The following is a 16,082-nucleotide window of genomic DNA, read 5'->3' as shown; positions in this document are numbered from 1 at the left end:
TTAGGGTATATTTGTGCCCCTATGCCAAACATCATGATGGTCCTTAATGACCAGATGCGCCGGGTCGCCAATCGCCAGATCAACCGTCAAGGCAAGGTCGTCCGCAAGCTCCTTGCTCAGCACCGCCGGGATATCGCCAGCCTACGGAAGCAGCTAACCCAGCTTCATCGTGGCATTAAACATATGTCCAAGAAGGGACTTCGCAGCAATTCACCGCATAACGCTGCTCCGGCAATTGCCGATAGCGGTCAGCCAATGCGGTTCCGCGCCGACGGCCTCAAAACCCATCGCGCCAAGCTCGGGCTTTCGGCGGCGGATTACGGGAAGCTGGTCGGGGTCTCCGGTCTGACCATCTACAACTGGGAAGCCAAAAAGGCCAAGCCGCGCCGAAGCCAGATCACCAAAGTTGCAGCGATTCGCGGCATGGGCAAACGCGAAGCCCTCAAACGACTGGCGGAAATCCAGTAGCCCGCATCGAAGGATAATTCCGCGACGTGTGAAACACGCGGAGAATCTCGACGCGCTGGTCGTGAATACGATAGACAATTAAATAGGGCAGATTCGCCAGCACGATCTCGCGTGTGCCCGGAACCATGCCGATGCGTCCGGATGACGGAAAATCACCGAGGCGAAACGTCGCCGTGCGAATTGCTTGAGCGACCTGGCGAGCGGCGATGGGATTTTCCGTGGCGATCCAGGCATGCAGCGAGCGTAATGATTCTACGGCACTTTTCAGCCACACAATCCTCACCGGGTCAGCTCGTCAAACGTCGCGGCAACCTCTTGATCGGTCGCAAATCGACCGGCATCCGCCTCGTCAATAGCCTTATGCACTTCCTCAATCTGCCAGCGATGTAATTGAACATACTGTTCCACCGCGTCTTTGATCAGATAACTGCGATCGCGGTCAAGCTGTTCTCCAAGTTGATCAAGAAAAGCAATGACTTCGCCGTCCAGGCGGCAGGTGATGGCGACTTTTTTCATATTCCCCCAGCAGTCGTTGGCATCCCTAAGCATACAGCTGATTACAGCTTCGCGCAAGGCATTTCCATGTATTAGCAGGTGCCGACCGAAGACAAATTGCCTTGTGTATCTCGTTTTAAGCATGTCATTCAAAGCCATAGAAAAGCTCCCACCCACTTCAATCTCATGAAGGTCACATTGTAGCGACCGTGCTCGCCGTCAAGGTGCCCACCGCAAGCGGTCCCCCCGCCGGGGGTTCCACCTGGACTGCTGCGCTCAGTCGCTAAGGGCCTCCTCCATTGAGGTCAAGGCGGGTGTGTGGTTGTAGCCCACATCCCAAAGAAAAAGCCTTGTCACACTCATTTGGAAGGAGCGTTTTATGTCGTTCGATATTTACCAGTCCGTCACCGATCAAATCATTGCCATGCTGGAGAAGGGTGTCGCCCCCTGGCGTTCCCCGATCCTGGGCCGATCTTCCGCCGGTCATCCGAAGAACCTGGAGAGCGGAAAGGAGTATCGCGGCGTCAACGTCTTCTTATTGGCATTTACGGCTTGGGCACAGGGCTATGAATCTTCCTACTGGCTCACGTTCAATCAGGCGAAGCAGCAGGGAGGTTCGATCAAGAAAGGAGCCAAGTCGTCGATGGTCGTCTTCTGGAAGAAATACGATACCGAAGACCGCGAGACCGGCGAACCGAAGACCGTTCCCGTGCTCCGTTACTTCAGCGTGTTCAATGTCGCCCAATGCGATGGAATCAAAGCACCCGACGCCGTTCCATTTACGCCGGCCGACTTCAAACCCATTGACGCCGCCGAGGCGCTGGTCAGAGGATATGAGAGCGGGCCATCCATCGTACACGGCGGCCAACAGGCGTTTTACCGTCCGGGGGCGGACATCGTGCAGATCCCCGAGCCGACGCGGTTTGCAACCGGGCAGGAATTTTATTCCACCCTTTATCATGAGCTGGCCCACAGCAGCGGGCATAGCCAGCGGCTGGATCGTGGACTGGACAGCGACCCCAAGCCCTTCGGTAGTGCCGATTACGGCAAGGAGGAACTGATCGCCGAGATGGCCGCTGCGTTTCTCTGCGGGGAAGTGGGGATTCATCCGGCGGTGATCGGCAACCAAGCCGCCTATATCGGCGGATGGCTCAAGCAGTTGAAGAACGACAAGAAGCTTGTCATCGCCGCCGCCGGTGCCGCACAGAAGGCGGCAGACTGGATTCGCGGGGAGCGGGGCGAACCGATGCCCTGATTCAGCCATGAAAACAGCAGGCCATCCGCCTTGGATGGCCTGCCTTCCATTCGAACCCGACGATATTAATATTACCGGCGGCGACGGATCGCCAGCAAACTGCCGATCATCATGGCGCCAGCCATGCACGGCTCAGGCACTGCCGACGTAAATTGGAAATTAGAAATGTACTGGTCGGCGCCGGCAACCGTTCCGCCCGTTACACCGACATAGGCGGTGGAACTACCCAGCATCGTCACCAGTGAAGGGCTCAGCACATAATCGGTTGACCAATTGCCGTTCGTAACCGTATCCGTAAGTCCTTCATGGACCAGCGAACCGTTGTAACTGATTACAACATTGATCGGATCGCCGGAATAGGCATTTACAGGACTTACAGCGCCTGGGCCGCTGGGAATGCTGCCGTTCTTCGCCAGTTCACTTACCGTCACCGCTGTGCCCTGATTGAGCAGCCCAACGATAATGCCGAGGCTTGACGGTACGCCCAGGTATCCCAAGCCTCCCGAACTGCCCACCGCTGAACTACCACTGGCGGAGTTTTCCACGACGAACGTGATGCCCTGGTACGCATCGAAGTTAAATCCGATATTCGTCGCCTGATACGTGAACGAAGCTGTGAATGAGCCAACAGCTTGCTTGGTACTCGTAAAGATCGAGCGGGATTCGCTGCTCCCGCCATTGGTTAAGTGAATCGTTCCCGTTGCGATCGAGACGGTGGGCGGTGACCCCGCATCCGTCTGATTGATGCTAAAACCGGAAAAATCGCCGAAGCCGACGATGGCGGCTTGGACGGGGGATAAGAAGCAGGCGGCGGCAGCGAGTGCGGCCAGCGTTATGTGACGAACGACCATATGTGTTTCCTCCCAAAGGAATCGGAATAGCCTCAACCACGACGCTCGCGGCCGAGTCGTGCGGCACATTAGCAATTTTTCTGAGGGCGGTGGGGAGGCACCTTGAATCCGATGCTGGCCGGTAGTGATAAAATCAATCCGCGCGGACCCGCGCGGATTGATTTAGAGGGGGGAAATAATTTTTATTTTTTTCGTTCTGTTAGCTCGCGCGGCCGCGCGGAGGGCATTGAATAAGGGCGGGAAGCTCATAGGGGTCAAATCCATGCGTCACTGGCGGCCAAGGCTCCGCAGAGGGTTTCCGATGCATCACCGGAGACTTTGCCGACTTCCGACGAGTAGGGAGCTGGCCGCCCCATCGCAGTCAAGACCAAGCCCTGGCAGGTGGTCGGGGAACTATTTTCCCCTGCTCTTCGGGCATTCCTCGCGAGACAAAATAGTTCCCCGACCAGCCTTGACAGCTCCCCCCGCTCAAGATGGATTTCAAGCAAGTAAGCCGCCGCTTGTTTCGGCGGCTTCTAATTTCCGCATTCTGTCATCGTTGCGAATCGGGCGAGTTGATCGTTTTCATTGTTTCGTTCTGAGACAATCCCAGCCCTTTTCCGCCTATCTTTATGGTGGAGTCTCAAAACAATACGCATGCGTCTAAGTTGAAATTGTGAGCAGACATCTCCCCTTAGCACGGCTAAGGAATGTTTCACCGTGAAACTGGCTGTGAGAGCCATTTTCCGAGGGACAGTGGTACGCGAATCATGATAGGATTATCATGTAAATTGCGCATGGTGCGCGGATGGAAACAAGCAGCAGTAGAGGGGGGACCACATGCAAGAATTGCCAGCGACCGGGTTCTTACGATTGACCCAAGTATTGGAGTTTATTCCGTTGGGGAAGACGTGTTGGTGGGAAGGTGTGAAGTCGGGACGCTTTCCGAAGCCAGTGAAGTTGTCCGCGCGATGCACGGCGTGGCGGGCCGAGGACATCAGGCACTTAGTGGAAGAACTGTCTAAGCAACAGATAATGACGCACTGAATACAGTTGGTATGTGTGACACGGCGCATCCTCCATTAATGTCGCTAGGTTTAGGTTCATACGGCATTTTTACCAACCTATTAATCTCTTAAAGGAAAACGGCGTTAACTTTTAGGGGTGTGTAACAAAATGTGTAATTCGACAAGCCATGGGAAACGGGCTGGTCGTACAGATTTTGACGCCAGTGCAGCGGGAGTATTCTTACTCGATTTTGTAAGAAAACCGTGCCATTATTTCTTACATGAGCAGAACCAAATCACCGGGGTCTATTGATGCACGGATCGTCGCGTCGATCCGTGCTCGCGGTTGCGGCTCCGTTTTCGTGCCGGCGGGATTCCTCGACATTGGCAACCGAAGGGCAGTGGACATCGCCCTGCATCGGCTTGTCCGTGACGGAAGGATCCGTCGACTGGCCCGTGGGGTGTACGATTATCCGAAGAAGCATCCGAAGCTCGGCATACTTACGCCATCTGCTGATGCGGTGGCACGGGCGTTGGCCGGTCGCGATCGGGCACGTCTCCAGCCGGCCGGCGCCTACGCCGCCAACGCGCTCGAACTCTCCGAACAGGTTCCCGCCAAAGCGGTGTTTCTCACCGACGGGCCGTCACGCACCGTGAAGATCGGGTCGACCACGATTCAACTTCGCCGGACAACACCGAAGAATATGGAGTCGGCGGGCCGGCTGAGCGGGTTGCTCATCCAAACGCTTCGTGAGCTGGGAGAGGAACACATCACAAGCGAGCGGCTCGAATTGTTGAAGGGAAGAATCCCGGCCCGGGAGCGACCGGAACTGCTCAAGGATTTGCGCCTAGCCCCGGCGTGGATGCACTCGACCTTCCGTGAATTAGCGGGGGACACCGCGTAAAGCTGTTTATGGACACAAGCAACGCGAACTAGATTAGCAATACCATTTGGCACATCTCCATTTTGATTATTTGTACTTTATCGCTCCGTTCCGTTACTATGCATTTTCAATTCCGCCGGGGTGATCTTGCGCGTCGTTACATGTGGTGCCGAAAATCGGTCGCCGTAACGTCATATCTTCACAACCCATATTGCCGAAAAAGGAACGCTCGATGCGAATTAGCTACGTAGAGATACAAGGCTTCCGGAAGTTAGAGCGCATTCGAATTGATCTCAACGACACCACAACACTCTTCGTCGGAGCGAATAACAGCGGCAAGACTTCGGCTATGGACGCGTTGTGTACGTTCCTCACAGAGACTTGTGATTTCACGACAAATGACTTTACGCTGTCCAATTGGAGTCAAGGCAATGCAATTGGCGCGAAGTGGCTGAAGGACGATGGAGCCAAGCCAGTCTCGGCTGATCCAGACCCATCTTGGGAGGCTGTTGTCCCGACGCTAGACGTTTGGATTACGGTCGAAGATGGTGAATTCCACTATGTCCGAGGAATACTTCCCACACTGGATTGGGCCGGTGGGGCGCTTGGTGTCCGACTTCGTTACGAACCCAAGGATGCTCTTGAACTCAAAGCGCAGTATCTGGCTGCCGCAAAGCTCGCCGCTGAAACGAAGGCCGCTGGGGCGAAGAATGGGAACGGTACAGCTGCAGCAGTGACTCTTTGGCCATCGGACCTCCGAAGCTTTCTGGATCGGAAACTCGGCTCTCTATTCACCATAAAATGTTATCTTCTAGACGCGTCGAAAATGAAGTCGCCCGTAAACGGCGTTGCTCAACCTCAAGCGTTGCCAGCAGGGTCAGAGGCCATCGAAGGAAAGCCACTCAATAAACTAATTAGAATCAATGTGATTGGTGCTCAGCGAGGGTTTGGAGCTCAGGGAAGCGGCGACTCAGAAGATCTGGAAACCGCACGAAAGAACGGCAGGCTCTCGGAGCAACTGAAGTCATATTACAAAAACCATCTGGACCCAACTGACTATCCTGAGCCATCTGACCTTGAGGCATTGGCGGCAATCGAAGAGGCGCAACGGCAATATGATTTGCGTCTCAAGGATGGCTTTGGTGCTTCCATGAAAGAATTGGAAGACCTCAATTACCCTGGTGTGACGGATCCCGTCCTCAAAATTGGAACGAAGCTCAGACCTGTGGATGGTCTCAGTCACAACGCCGCGGTCCAATACCACCTCGTTGGCGAAGGTGCAGACGGTAAGACACAAGCTCTTACTCTTCCGGAACAGTACAACGGGCTGGGATATCAGAATCTCATCTCAATGGTATTCCGGTTGATGGCCTTCCGTGATGCCTGGATGCGGGTTGGGAAAGCGTCAAAGAGCACGACGTCAGAGCAAAATGGGCATCAGATTCCTCCGCTGCACTTAGTCCTCATCGAAGAACCAGAGGCGCACCTTCATGTGCAGGTGCAACAGGTGTTTGTGCGAAAGGCTTATGATGTTTTAAGAAATCATGTCGAGCTAAAGGCGAAGACGCAACTCTGCACACAGCTCGTCGTAAGCACTCATTCAAGCCACATAGCCCATGAATGCGAGTTCTCCTGCCTCCGATATTTTCGGCGGTTACCGAAGACTGCTACCACAGTTCCTACTTCCGCAGTCATAAACTTGTCTGAGGTATTCGGGTCGGAAAACGACACTTCTAGATTTGCCGCACGCTACTTGCTTTCGACACACTGCGAACTGTTCTTTGCCGATGCCGCCATCTTGGTCGAAGGTGCAGCAGAGCGAATGCTGGTGCCTCATTTCATCAAGCATCACTTCGAGAAGGTACATCGAAGCTACGTCACGTTGTTCGAGATTTCGGGGAGCCATGCGCATCGACTCCGACCACTGATCGAGAAGCTCGGACTCGTAACCGTCGCCATAACCGATCTTGACGCTGTTGATCCGGCCAACAATCGAAAGAAAGCGCCTCCGAGAAAGGGCGCCGGCCTGGTGACAAGCAATCCCACTCTCAAGGAGTGGCATCCACAGAAAGAAACAATCGACGACCTCTTGGCGCTTAAAGCAGAAGCGAAGGTGAAGGCCTATCCAGACGTACCGCTTTTTTCTGTGCGATGCGCCTATCAGACCGCGGTACAGGTGAAGTTCAAGAGCGGATCGGTTGAAGTCATTGCTCGCACATTTGAAGATGCGTTGGTGCTTGAGAATTACAAGGTGTTTTCACTCATGCCTCCAGGCACTGCGGCAGATCGCTTTAACGCGGCGATACATGATGCTGCCAACGCGGATGACCTCACGGAGAAGCTGTTCGCTGCCGTCGAGGCTTGTGACAAAGCGGCCTTTGCACTTGACGTACTTTTCCACTGCGATCCGAAAGCGCTTTCCGTCCCGTCGTACATTTACGAAGGCTTGGAGTGGCTTCAGAAGCAGCTTGACCGCAAGCAAGTGGATCTTCTCGCAACCGCTGCTGCAGCCGAGGTGAAATGATGTCGCAACTGGGAATCCAAGAGCATGCGGAGGTAGCGCGCGTGATCGCCGACTGCCTTGATCCAGAAAATCCGAAGAGCTTCTTTTTATACGCTGGGGCTGGCTCGGGAAAGACACGTTCGCTGGTGGAAGCGCTTGATCACTTTCGCAAAGTGCATGGCGATCGGTTCCGATTTCGTGGGCAGGTTATATCGGTAATTACTTACACGAATAATGCCCGCGACGAGATCAAACGACGGCTGAACCATGATCCGGTAATTCAAGTGTCGACGATCCATAGTTTCATGTGGGACCTCATTAAAGGGTTTAACACGGACATCCGGAAGTGGCTTGGGACCGCCCTGAAGGAGGACATCAGGGAGTTGCAGGGATTGATCGCAAAAGGAAGGCCAGGGACGAAGACCATGGTGGAACGGGAAAGGAGTTTGAAGTCCAAAACGGAGCGTCTGAACAATCTCCCATCAATAATCTCCTTCGCGTACAGCCCGACTGGTGATAACCGAACGAAGGATTCGCTCAATCACTCAGAGGTGATCAAGATTGGATCTGCGTTCCTGAATCAAAAGAGCCTAATGCGGAAATTGGTCGTCAGCGGATCGCCATTCATCCTGATTGACGAGAGCCAGGACACTAACCGGGAACTGATGGAAGCATTGCTCGCATTACAGCAAGATCGCGCAGCCGCTTTCGGGCTCGGACTGTTCGGCGACATGATGCAACGGATTTATGCCGATGGAAAGAATGACCTTGTACAAAGCATTCCCTCCGAGTGGGAGACGCCTCAGAAGACCGTGAACTTTCGCTGCCCTAAAAGAGTCATCCGTCTCATCAATCAGATCCGTAAATCCGCGGATGGATGGGAACAAGTCGCTCCAGACAAGGCGGCCGAGGGATGTGCACGGTTGTTCATCGTGCCGTCTCCAGCAAGAGACAAGCAGGCTGCAGAGAAAGCTGTGCGAGAAAGAATGGCGGCGTTAACCAGTGATGCTGCTTGGGGTGATCAGGGAAGCACCAAGACCCTAATTCTTGAACATCACATGGCGGCAAAGCGAATGGGGTTTTTGGAGATGTATGAACCGCTCGCAAAAGTAGAGCAATTCCAGACCGGACTACGGGAAGGCACGATCGGCTTTCTTCGGTTCTTCTCGGAACAGGTCCTGCCTGTCGTTGAAGCGTATTACAAAGGCGACGCCTTTGCCATTGGACGACTTGCACGACAGTACTCGCCGCTTCTTTCCGTCGATGCGTTCAAGAAGGCGGGTCGACAACAAGATCAACTAGTAGCCGCGAAAATCGCTGTCGAACAGCTTGCGCTACTGTGCGATCCTGGGAAGTCGCCAACCTTCCAACAAGTGCTTAATGCAGTGGCCCAGTCTGGTCTTTTTGAAATACCTGAGGCATTAGCTCCGTTTGTTGATGGCGGCGAAGCTATCGAGGATTCAGAGGATGAAGATGATGTGAGCCAGCGAGTGCTCCGTATCAGAGAGTTCCTTCACGTGCCGTTTTTCCAGATTGGCGATTACGCTCGATATGTGGCCGACATTGCACCTTTCGGAACCCACCAAGGCGTGAAAGGTCTGGAGTTCCCTCGCGTTATGGTCATCATGGACGATGAAGAAGCACGGGGTTTCATGTTCAGTTACGGAAAGCTTTTTGGACTGAAAGAACGAACGCAGACAGACATTGATAAAGAGAAAAGCGGGGAAGACACCTCCATCGATCGGACTCGCCGTCTCCTATACGTCACATGCAGCCGTAGCGAGCAGAGCCTTGCTCTGGTGGCGTACACGTCGAATGGTGCTGGCCTAAAGAGCATGGCGACAAAGCTCGGCTGGTTCGAGGCTTCGGAGATTGAAGATTTGGACGACCATTAGAAGCAGAGCCGATGTTCTCTATCCGAAGAAGCATCCGAAGCTCGGTCTGCTTTCACCGTCTGTTGATGCGATAGCGCAAGCATTAGCGGGACGCGGCTTTAACCGGCGGGCGCCTATGCCGCCAACGCCCTAGGACTGCCTGAACAGATTTCCCGCCAAAGCAGCGTTTCTGACCGACAGACCCACCCGCCCTGTGATGATCGGCCGGACTACGATTCAACTTCGTAGAACGACGCTAGTCATCCAACATCGCCAGAAATATCGAGAAACTGCCCGACTTGTTCCCTACTAGAGAGATTACAGGTCGAGGGATGGGTGAATGAGAAAAGTTTCGGCGCCTAGATATCTCTTTCATGCCTCGATTTAGAGTCATTCAGATCCTGCTTGGAAACGGCATGAGGGTCTGAATATGTCCAGATGGAAATAACTTGACCAACTCATAGGGTATCTCGGTATACTTGTCGTCGTCTTGCCTTTTATCGTGCCCGAGGCTCGCTAAACATTCCATTTGCATCTCATACAAAACGGGCGAGCAATAAGTTCCGACAGCAATTTTTTACTTTTGCCTTGCGTTGAGGTCGCGGCCGCATTCGTTGCCCCTACTGATTGGAGAGTCCGTATGGCAAAGCGAAACCCATTTAAAGACGCTATTTTCGTTGCGATTTTGGGATTTTTCACCGCCGCCGCAGCTTTATTTCTTGCTACGGAACCGCTGTACTCCCAAATCTCAACTGACAGCCCGGTGAAGTTTAACGCTACACAAGTTATATTTTTTTGTGCAGCTATCCTTCTTTTCGCTATTACTGCCTTGACTACCGTCTTCGTGCTCGCAGACCAAGAAACATCCACCATCAATGCCGCGATCGATCGTCAACGTGCGGATATCCTGAAGCACGTAGACGATGTTTCCAAATTTACCGCCGCCGCCACATCCCTAAATCCGTCATTATTAAATGACGAGACAGTTACTGAGTTGCTTGAAGTAATTGCCTCGGTTGTACGAGATACCCGCCAGTCGTCCCATCATCCGCTACGCGCCTTCCTCTTGATTAGCGCCAAGGAGTCGATCACACGTGAAAAATCCCGTCTAATCGGGAGCAACGAGCGAGTATTTTTTAATAGAAATCAGGATTCGGAGCGCTGCCGGATAATTCGCTCAATGCTGCACATCGCGCGCCATCACCAGCAAAGGGTTCATGCTGTGTCCATTGATGACGACAACTACATTCCGTCATATTTCAATTTTCAGGACGCTGAAAGTTACCTCGAAGATCCAAATGTGCGTCGTGTATTTGTTATTCATCGAGCATCTCTTGTAGGCCAAGGCTCGCTCGGTGTTCAGATGATCCGAAAGTTTATCTGCCATTATCAGAGCGCAGGCTTATCGCGAGTACCGGAATTTCGGGTCGTCGCAATGGACGATTTGCCTGAACAAGTTCGGATTCAGTTGACTCGCTCGTTTATTTGCTTCGCAGGCTTCGCAAGTGAGTCATATGCTCTTGATGGATCAGACAACTCCGGCCATATAATATTCAATAGTGATCAGATTGAAGATCGGCTACGAACTTTACATGACGCTTTATGGATTGCGGAGGATTTGTCGTCAATGCTAGGTTCTCTTAGGGAACTGGTGGGCGGCGTGATGGTCGCGGAGAGGTCATAAGTGTCATTGTACTAAACGGGTTTACCGATGATTCTCGACCAGATAGATTTAATCGATAGCGTCATCGCTCGTCAAGTACGTGGCATTATCGACGAATTGAAAAGGTCAGATGCATACGCTGCTGATCGGCACATATCACTTATGTGGGGCGGAGGAAAGGACTCAACACTTGCACTACTAATGCTCGCTGCCTGTTGCGAGCAACTCCAGTGGCAGCTGAGTTCGGCGTCGATGCTGCATCCAGGTATGCCCAAAGGTGCGTTAGACAATATTGCCGGCGTGTCCCGCAATATTGCTGTTAAGCATCGCTTCTTTCTGTTCTCCAAACAATCGTATGTGGAAGACGAATCAATAGGCAAGAAATGGATCCGCCTCTACCGGCGCCTTTATACAGCAGTGCATGGCTCACCGCGTTTCATGTGCTTAGCATGCAATTTGGGTTCGATTGTTACCGAATTTTCGGTACTTTCAACAGCAGCGACTCATTTCATGGCCACAGGAAATATGCCTTGGGAACTTGCTCATTTTGAATCATGGTTAAACGATTTCCGCGGATCCTTCGGCGATCTTGCTAATATGCCGTCGCGGACTGGGAACCTGCAATTGGATTACTTCCGGGCATGGCATTGCGTATACAGTTCGCTACTTCTCGAATTATTTCCTGAACCAACAGAATACAAAACAGCGATTGATGAATTTCTATACGCATATCCTGCGGATGATGCCCCGATATCCAACGTTAAACGGCTCTCTTTATTCGAACTGCGATACGGCACGGAAATTATTCCATCGCAACATCACGATGTCCTGCGAGCCTTCGGTTGGCGTTTACCTGATGATATAATAGGTTGTAGCGAAAGTGACTGCGCCTATCCAGCGGCAATTGCGTACTTGAACATTCGACGCAATGGGCGAGAACAACATTTGTTGGACATTGGCAGGGCGGCCGCAAGATTCCATCCGCTCCCAGAAATGGTCGTTCGAGCCAAGGAGCAGACGATAAATGGTCGCGCAGAGTCTATGGGTTTACAGCAGCTCACAGACATGGGCGTCCTACCCCAGTCTTTGCGAGAAACAAATGTGGAGCAATACCCTGTAGCAATGCGTCTACTGTCACAGCTGTTCGTAATCCGCTAAGGGATCACCTAACTCCTGTCGTTACGTAACAGATCTGGTAGAGCTCAAATCGGCTAGAAGTCGTTCATTGCCGAATGTCTTACAAATTGTTTCTAATGACCGATCAACATTAATGCAAAGTGTGTGGGAATCTGCCCCATAGCGAATAAGGAGGGAGCCGCATAAAGAAGCACGCCGAGACGGTGCATGGGTGCAAATATAAAAGAGGGGCTTGAATCCCATATCATCTGCGATATTTGGATCAACTCCTTTATTTAGAAGAATCTCAATGCAACCAAATGAATCATGCGAAGCCGCAACATGAAGTAATGACACTCCATTACGCTGCTCGTCGGCGTAAACACCGTCGACGAGAAGACGGGCTAAAGCACTCGTGTCATCACGTACTATCGCTTGAATAGCGCTATTCCACGTTCGGGAAGTCATCTAGGGCATTCTTAGTGTTTACACTTTGTATTTGATAATAGTAATACCAAGTAATGTCCATTAGTATTTTTGCCTAGGGATCAAGATGTAAGTTGACCTTCCCCCGGTAAGGGTACCAGTTATTATGTGACTATATCTCGGCTTTCTCTCCCGTAGCGCAGCGGAGAGAGGACCGGCTGCAACCGTTTCCGGTGCCGATGGCCTATACCCCAGCGACCAGTGGGGTCTCACCTAGAGCGTGTTGCGGGCTTTTCTGTTGGTTGGCGCTGAACTGAGGGAATGACAAGGAAGCCGTATCCCAGCGACGTGACCGACGAGGAGTGGTCGTTCGTGGCCCCGTACCTGACGCTGATGCGGGAGGACGCCCCGCAACGCGCGCACTCCCTCCGCGATGTGTTCAACGCCTTGCGGAACGTGGTCCGGCGCGGCCAGGCGTGGCGTATGATGCCCAACGACCCGCGGTGTAATCACGATGTTGCCCCGCCGTTGAGGAGCACCTCGAGCCTGCGCGACATTCGCAGCGAATATTTCCTGTGCGCAGCACAAGGGGAGAAGTCTGTAGGAACAACTTTCCTATGCCTTGCTTGTCGAACCATTAGCGAAAGCCCCGTACAATGGGGTACATTTCTGGGGTACAAACAGATAGCGACAAGGGAAATCCATAGGATTTTCAATAGATTGAATGACTGATGTGAAGACCGTAGGGGTAACCCCGTAGGAGATATTCATGGATTGGGCATAGATCGTCGAACAATCGAAGATGGAGTGGGGTACAAATCCGGGGTACATCAATGAACGATCAAACGAATTATTATTGAAGATCAATCTATTAGTTATGTTTAGTGACTCCTACTCGCGGAGCCAATTACTCAACCGGACTTGTCCGCCAATGTCCGTAAAGCTGAGGCAAAGCGCCACCTACAGCGTAATCAATAAACATCACCGTTCGTCAAAAAGCGTTGACATCCGCCTGAAAAGTGGGGTACAAAAATCGACATGTACCCCACCCCTCGCCAATTTGTACCCCACCATGCCGCTGTCTGACGCGAAAGCGCGTAACGCTAAGCTACGACCCAAATCCTACAAAATGCTAGACGGGGAGGGGCTATTCCTGCTTATAACTCCGGCGGGCGGAAGGTATTGGCGGCTTCGATACTATTTTGGCGACAAGGAAAAGCTCCTGGCTTTGGGGGTTTATCCCGAGATTACGCTTGCAGATGCGCGAGAGAGACGTGCCAACGCCAAAAAACTGTTGGCTAAGGGCGTCGATCCTGGCGAAGCAAAAAAAGAAGCTAAGCGACTGCAAGTACTAGAGAAAGATGATACTTTTGAGATGGTCGGGCGAGAGTGGTATGGCAAACGTGAACATGAATGGGCGTCGAGCACCGCGGCTGACATGCTGGCCCGCATGGAATCGCACCTTTTTCCCAAATTGGGACACCGGCCCATTTCCCAAATCACGGCTACGGAACTGCTTGCCGTGCTTCGTCTGGTGGAAGCCAACGGCACTTTGGAAATGACCCGGCGCGTACGGCAGATATGCGGTCAGGTTTATATGTATGCTATCGCCACCGGGCGGGCCGAGCGAAATCCCGTGCTCGATTTACGAGGAGCATTGAAAACGCCGGTCGCTAAACATCATGCCTTTCTGAGGACTAATGACCTTCCAGAATACCTCAAAAAGCTGAGCATTTATGACGGTCATTTACAAACCAAGTTAGCGCTGAGCTTCTTATTACTGGTGTTCGTTCGCACGGGCGAACTGCGGGGTGCTCTCAAAACTGAAATTGAGTGGGATAAGGCGGAGTGGCGCATTCCGCCTGAACGGATGAAAATGAAGGAGGCTCACATTGTACCCCTTTCCAGGCAAGCCATCACCGTGCTGCGGGAATTGGAACCGTATTCAGCCAGCAGCAGGTACTTATTTCCAAATCAGAATAACCCCGACCGGCCAATGAGCGAAAACACGATGCTCTATGCGCTGTATCGCATGGGTTATCATTCCCGCGCCACCGGCCACGGTTTTCGCAGCACCGCCAGCACAATTCTCAACGAGCATGGTTTTCGTCCCGATGTGATTGAACGTCAGCTTGCCCACAATGAACGTAACAGCGTTCGTGCCGCCTACAACCACGCACAATATCTGCCCGAACGACGTGATATGATGCAATGGTGGGCGGACTATCTCGACAAAGTTGTCATAGAGAAATAGATCATTCCGATTATATTACGCTAAGCTTTATTCATGGCCGATGTACTTACACCAGAACAGCGGCGCCGAAATATGCAGACGATCCTCAGCCACGATACATAATTGGAACTAATTGTCCGCCGCATTTTTCACAGGCTCGATGGTCGATTTAGCCTTCATCATAATAAGCTTCCAGGCAAACCCGAAAATCACCACAATAATGGATTGGCCGCCATAAAAAGAGCGGGGACACGCGTCCCCGCTCTCAGCAGAACCAATGCAGTAACTTCAAATGCGGGAACGAGAAGAAAAGAGGCAGATATCCCCGTTCCCGGATAGATTAGATGATGGATGTTGCACCGAATAACAGTCGCATCGAGCAAAGATGGTGATGACTTTTGTACATTCCGTTTATTTTCAACATGTCGGCCAAGTTGCACTAACTGCGATGCAGTGGTCGGTCAACCTATACGGCTTTCTGAGCTGCGCTTCTACCTCGACTTTATTGAATCGAGCTACGTCGGAGATCACTTTAGAACATTTTGAACTTTTCCAAACGTGAAGTATCGAATGATATTTAACGGTTATCCATCGTGCAATCGACGCTGGATTTGTTGACTACCTTATTAAGCCTATGCGTGCCGAGGTGATTTTAGCCGCCATCGAGAAAGCATTATAAATCCAACTTATGAATTCGATTCGCGAATCTCAAAAAATGGGTGTTACTGACAGCTTTGGTTAAATGCTCGGACAGTTTTCTAGGATGGAACTTGGCTCGTTGTCAGTAGGATATTGGTTAAATCTGACAATATGTCCCATCACAAAGCAATCATCCGTTGGAATTGCAGCGGCTCAGAATTTCTCAAGGGGAAGTATTCGCGTGAGCATACTTGGACATTAGACGGCGGCATGACAATTCTCGCTTCTCTAATCGCCGTCGGTCGTGCCTGCCCCATTTTCAAATCCAGCACATGTTGATCCGGAGGAGGCATTTGTCGCCGCCGTTTCAAGTTGCCACATGCTCATCGAAAATGCTAACATCAAGGAGATGATGAAGAGACTTCGCTACGCCGCCATGTGCCTCTGTGTCGCCTCGTGGCTCGCGGGATGTCATTTGTCCTCTTCGTCAACGTCGAGCAAGCCTGCCGAGCCGTCTTCCCCCGCCCCTACGTTCGTCGGACACTGGGTCAACGAGAAACCCTCGGGCGCGGATGCGCCTATGGCATTTGACCTTCTACCTAACGGTACCGTCACAGGTATCAACAAACAGGGAGATCATGGCTCCGGAAAATGGACGGCAATCTCCAAGACCTCGGCAAGCATGACCG

12 protein-coding genes and 1 pseudogene are annotated in these 16,082 nt (G+C 52.2%); 10 read left to right on the top strand and 3 right to left on the bottom strand.

Features of this window, described 5'->3' with window-relative positions:
• The first annotated feature begins 21 nt into the window (after nucleotides 1-21).
• A complete protein-coding gene (locus VGN12_19365; protein ID HEY4311614.1) occupies nucleotides 22-468 on the top strand; it encodes a hypothetical protein in 447 nt (148 codons plus the stop codon).
• Here VGN12_19365 and VGN12_19360 read toward each other — a convergent pair.
• Together VGN12_19360 and VGN12_19355 are read right to left on the bottom strand one after the other, a co-directional pair.
• Nucleotides 443-751: a type II toxin-antitoxin system RelE/ParE family toxin gene (locus tag VGN12_19360; protein HEY4311613.1), complete on the bottom strand. Its 309-nt coding sequence runs from the start codon at nucleotides 749-751 to the stop codon at nucleotides 443-445. The genes VGN12_19365 and VGN12_19360 overlap by 26 nt on opposite strands.
• Entirely contained in the window at nucleotides 748-1,122 is a 375-nt protein-coding gene (locus tag VGN12_19355; protein ID HEY4311612.1) for a ribbon-helix-helix protein, CopG family, read from the bottom strand. Before VGN12_19355 ends, VGN12_19360 begins: the two co-directional genes overlap by 4 nt.
• Before the next feature lie 220 nt (nucleotides 1,123-1,342).
• On the opposite strand from VGN12_19355, the gene VGN12_19350 reads away from it, so the two are divergent.
• Nucleotides 1,343-2,218 (top strand): zincin-like metallopeptidase domain-containing protein, encoded by an 876-nt coding sequence (locus tag VGN12_19350; GenBank protein ID HEY4311611.1) that lies wholly within the window; start codon nucleotides 1,343-1,345, stop codon nucleotides 2,216-2,218.
• A gap of 71 nt (nucleotides 2,219-2,289) precedes the next feature.
• On the opposite strand, the gene VGN12_19345 is transcribed toward VGN12_19350, so the two are convergent.
• Nucleotides 2,290-3,069, bottom strand: a complete 780-nt coding sequence (locus VGN12_19345) for a hypothetical protein (GenBank protein ID HEY4311610.1) — start codon at nucleotides 3,067-3,069, stop codon at nucleotides 2,290-2,292.
• Nucleotides 3,070-3,888: 819 nt separating this feature from the next.
• Here VGN12_19345 and VGN12_19340 point away from each other — a divergent pair.
• From VGN12_19340 to VGN12_19305, 8 genes and pseudogenes are all read left to right on the top strand, one after another.
• The gene (locus VGN12_19340; GenBank protein ID HEY4311609.1) at nucleotides 3,889-4,095 is read left to right on the top strand and encodes an AlpA family phage regulatory protein; all 207 of its coding nucleotides are present in this window, start codon (nucleotides 3,889-3,891) and stop codon (nucleotides 4,093-4,095) included.
• Between the two features lie 241 nt (nucleotides 4,096-4,336).
• A complete protein-coding gene (locus VGN12_19335; GenBank protein ID HEY4311608.1) occupies nucleotides 4,337-4,960 on the top strand; it encodes a DUF6088 family protein in 624 nt (207 codons plus the stop codon).
• Nucleotides 4,961-5,171: 211 nt separating this feature from the next.
• Nucleotides 5,172-7,463, top strand: coding sequence for an AAA family ATPase (locus tag VGN12_19330; protein HEY4311607.1), 2,292 nt, complete (start codon nucleotides 5,172-5,174; stop codon nucleotides 7,461-7,463).
• On the top strand, nucleotides 7,460-9,337 hold the full coding sequence (locus VGN12_19325) for a UvrD-helicase domain-containing protein (protein ID HEY4311606.1): 1,878 nt from the start codon (nucleotides 7,460-7,462) through the stop codon (nucleotides 9,335-9,337). Before VGN12_19330 ends, VGN12_19325 begins: the two co-directional genes overlap by 4 nt.
• 619 nt (nucleotides 9,338-9,956) lie before the next feature.
• The gene (locus VGN12_19320) at nucleotides 9,957-11,000 is read left to right on the top strand and encodes a hypothetical protein (GenBank protein ID HEY4311605.1); all 1,044 of its coding nucleotides are present in this window, start codon (nucleotides 9,957-9,959) and stop codon (nucleotides 10,998-11,000) included.
• A 27-nt stretch (nucleotides 11,001-11,027) separates the two neighbouring features.
• Complete coding sequence (locus VGN12_19315) at nucleotides 11,028-12,137, top strand: hypothetical protein (GenBank protein HEY4311604.1); 1,110 nt, start codon at nucleotides 11,028-11,030, stop codon at nucleotides 12,135-12,137.
• Nucleotides 12,138-12,842: 705 nt separating this feature from the next.
• A pseudogene (locus VGN12_19310) lies at nucleotides 12,843-13,019 on the top strand (transposase).
• Nucleotides 13,020-13,452: 433 nt separating this feature from the next.
• Nucleotides 13,453-14,775: an integrase arm-type DNA-binding domain-containing protein gene (locus tag VGN12_19305; protein HEY4311603.1), complete on the top strand. Its 1,323-nt coding sequence runs from the start codon at nucleotides 13,453-13,455 to the stop codon at nucleotides 14,773-14,775.
• Nucleotides 14,776-16,082: the final 1,307 nt, after the last annotated feature.

The organism is Pirellulales bacterium, assembly GCA_036499395.1.
Lineage (GTDB): Bacteria > Planctomycetota > Planctomycetia > Pirellulales > JACPPG01 > JACPPG01.
This window is presented reverse-complemented; position numbering and strand designations above follow the sequence as displayed.

Excerpts from the sequence above, each read along its gene's own strand:
- VGN12_19365 (HEY4311614.1), top strand. The coding sequence starts at position 22 with ATGCCAAACATCATGATGGTCCTTAATGACCAGATGCGCCGGGTCGCC.
- VGN12_19355 (HEY4311612.1), bottom strand. The coding sequence starts at position 1,122 with ATGGCTTTGAATGACATGCTTAAAACGAGATACACAAGGCAATTTGTC.
- VGN12_19350 (HEY4311611.1), top strand. The coding sequence starts at position 1,343 with ATGTCGTTCGATATTTACCAGTCCGTCACCGATCAAATCATTGCCATG.
- VGN12_19345 (HEY4311610.1), bottom strand. The coding sequence starts at position 3,069 with ATGGTCGTTCGTCACATAACGCTGGCCGCACTCGCTGCCGCCGCCTGC.
- VGN12_19340 (HEY4311609.1), top strand. The coding sequence starts at position 3,889 with ATGCAAGAATTGCCAGCGACCGGGTTCTTACGATTGACCCAAGTATTG.
- VGN12_19335 (HEY4311608.1), top strand. The coding sequence starts at position 4,337 with ATGAGCAGAACCAAATCACCGGGGTCTATTGATGCACGGATCGTCGCG.
- VGN12_19330 (HEY4311607.1), top strand. The coding sequence starts at position 5,172 with ATGCGAATTAGCTACGTAGAGATACAAGGCTTCCGGAAGTTAGAGCGC.
- VGN12_19325 (HEY4311606.1), top strand. The coding sequence starts at position 7,460 with ATGATGTCGCAACTGGGAATCCAAGAGCATGCGGAGGTAGCGCGCGTG.
- VGN12_19320 (HEY4311605.1), top strand. The coding sequence starts at position 9,957 with ATGGCAAAGCGAAACCCATTTAAAGACGCTATTTTCGTTGCGATTTTG.
- VGN12_19315 (HEY4311604.1), top strand. The coding sequence starts at position 11,028 with ATGATTCTCGACCAGATAGATTTAATCGATAGCGTCATCGCTCGTCAA.
- VGN12_19305 (HEY4311603.1), top strand. The coding sequence starts at position 13,453 with ATGTCCGTAAAGCTGAGGCAAAGCGCCACCTACAGCGTAATCAATAAA.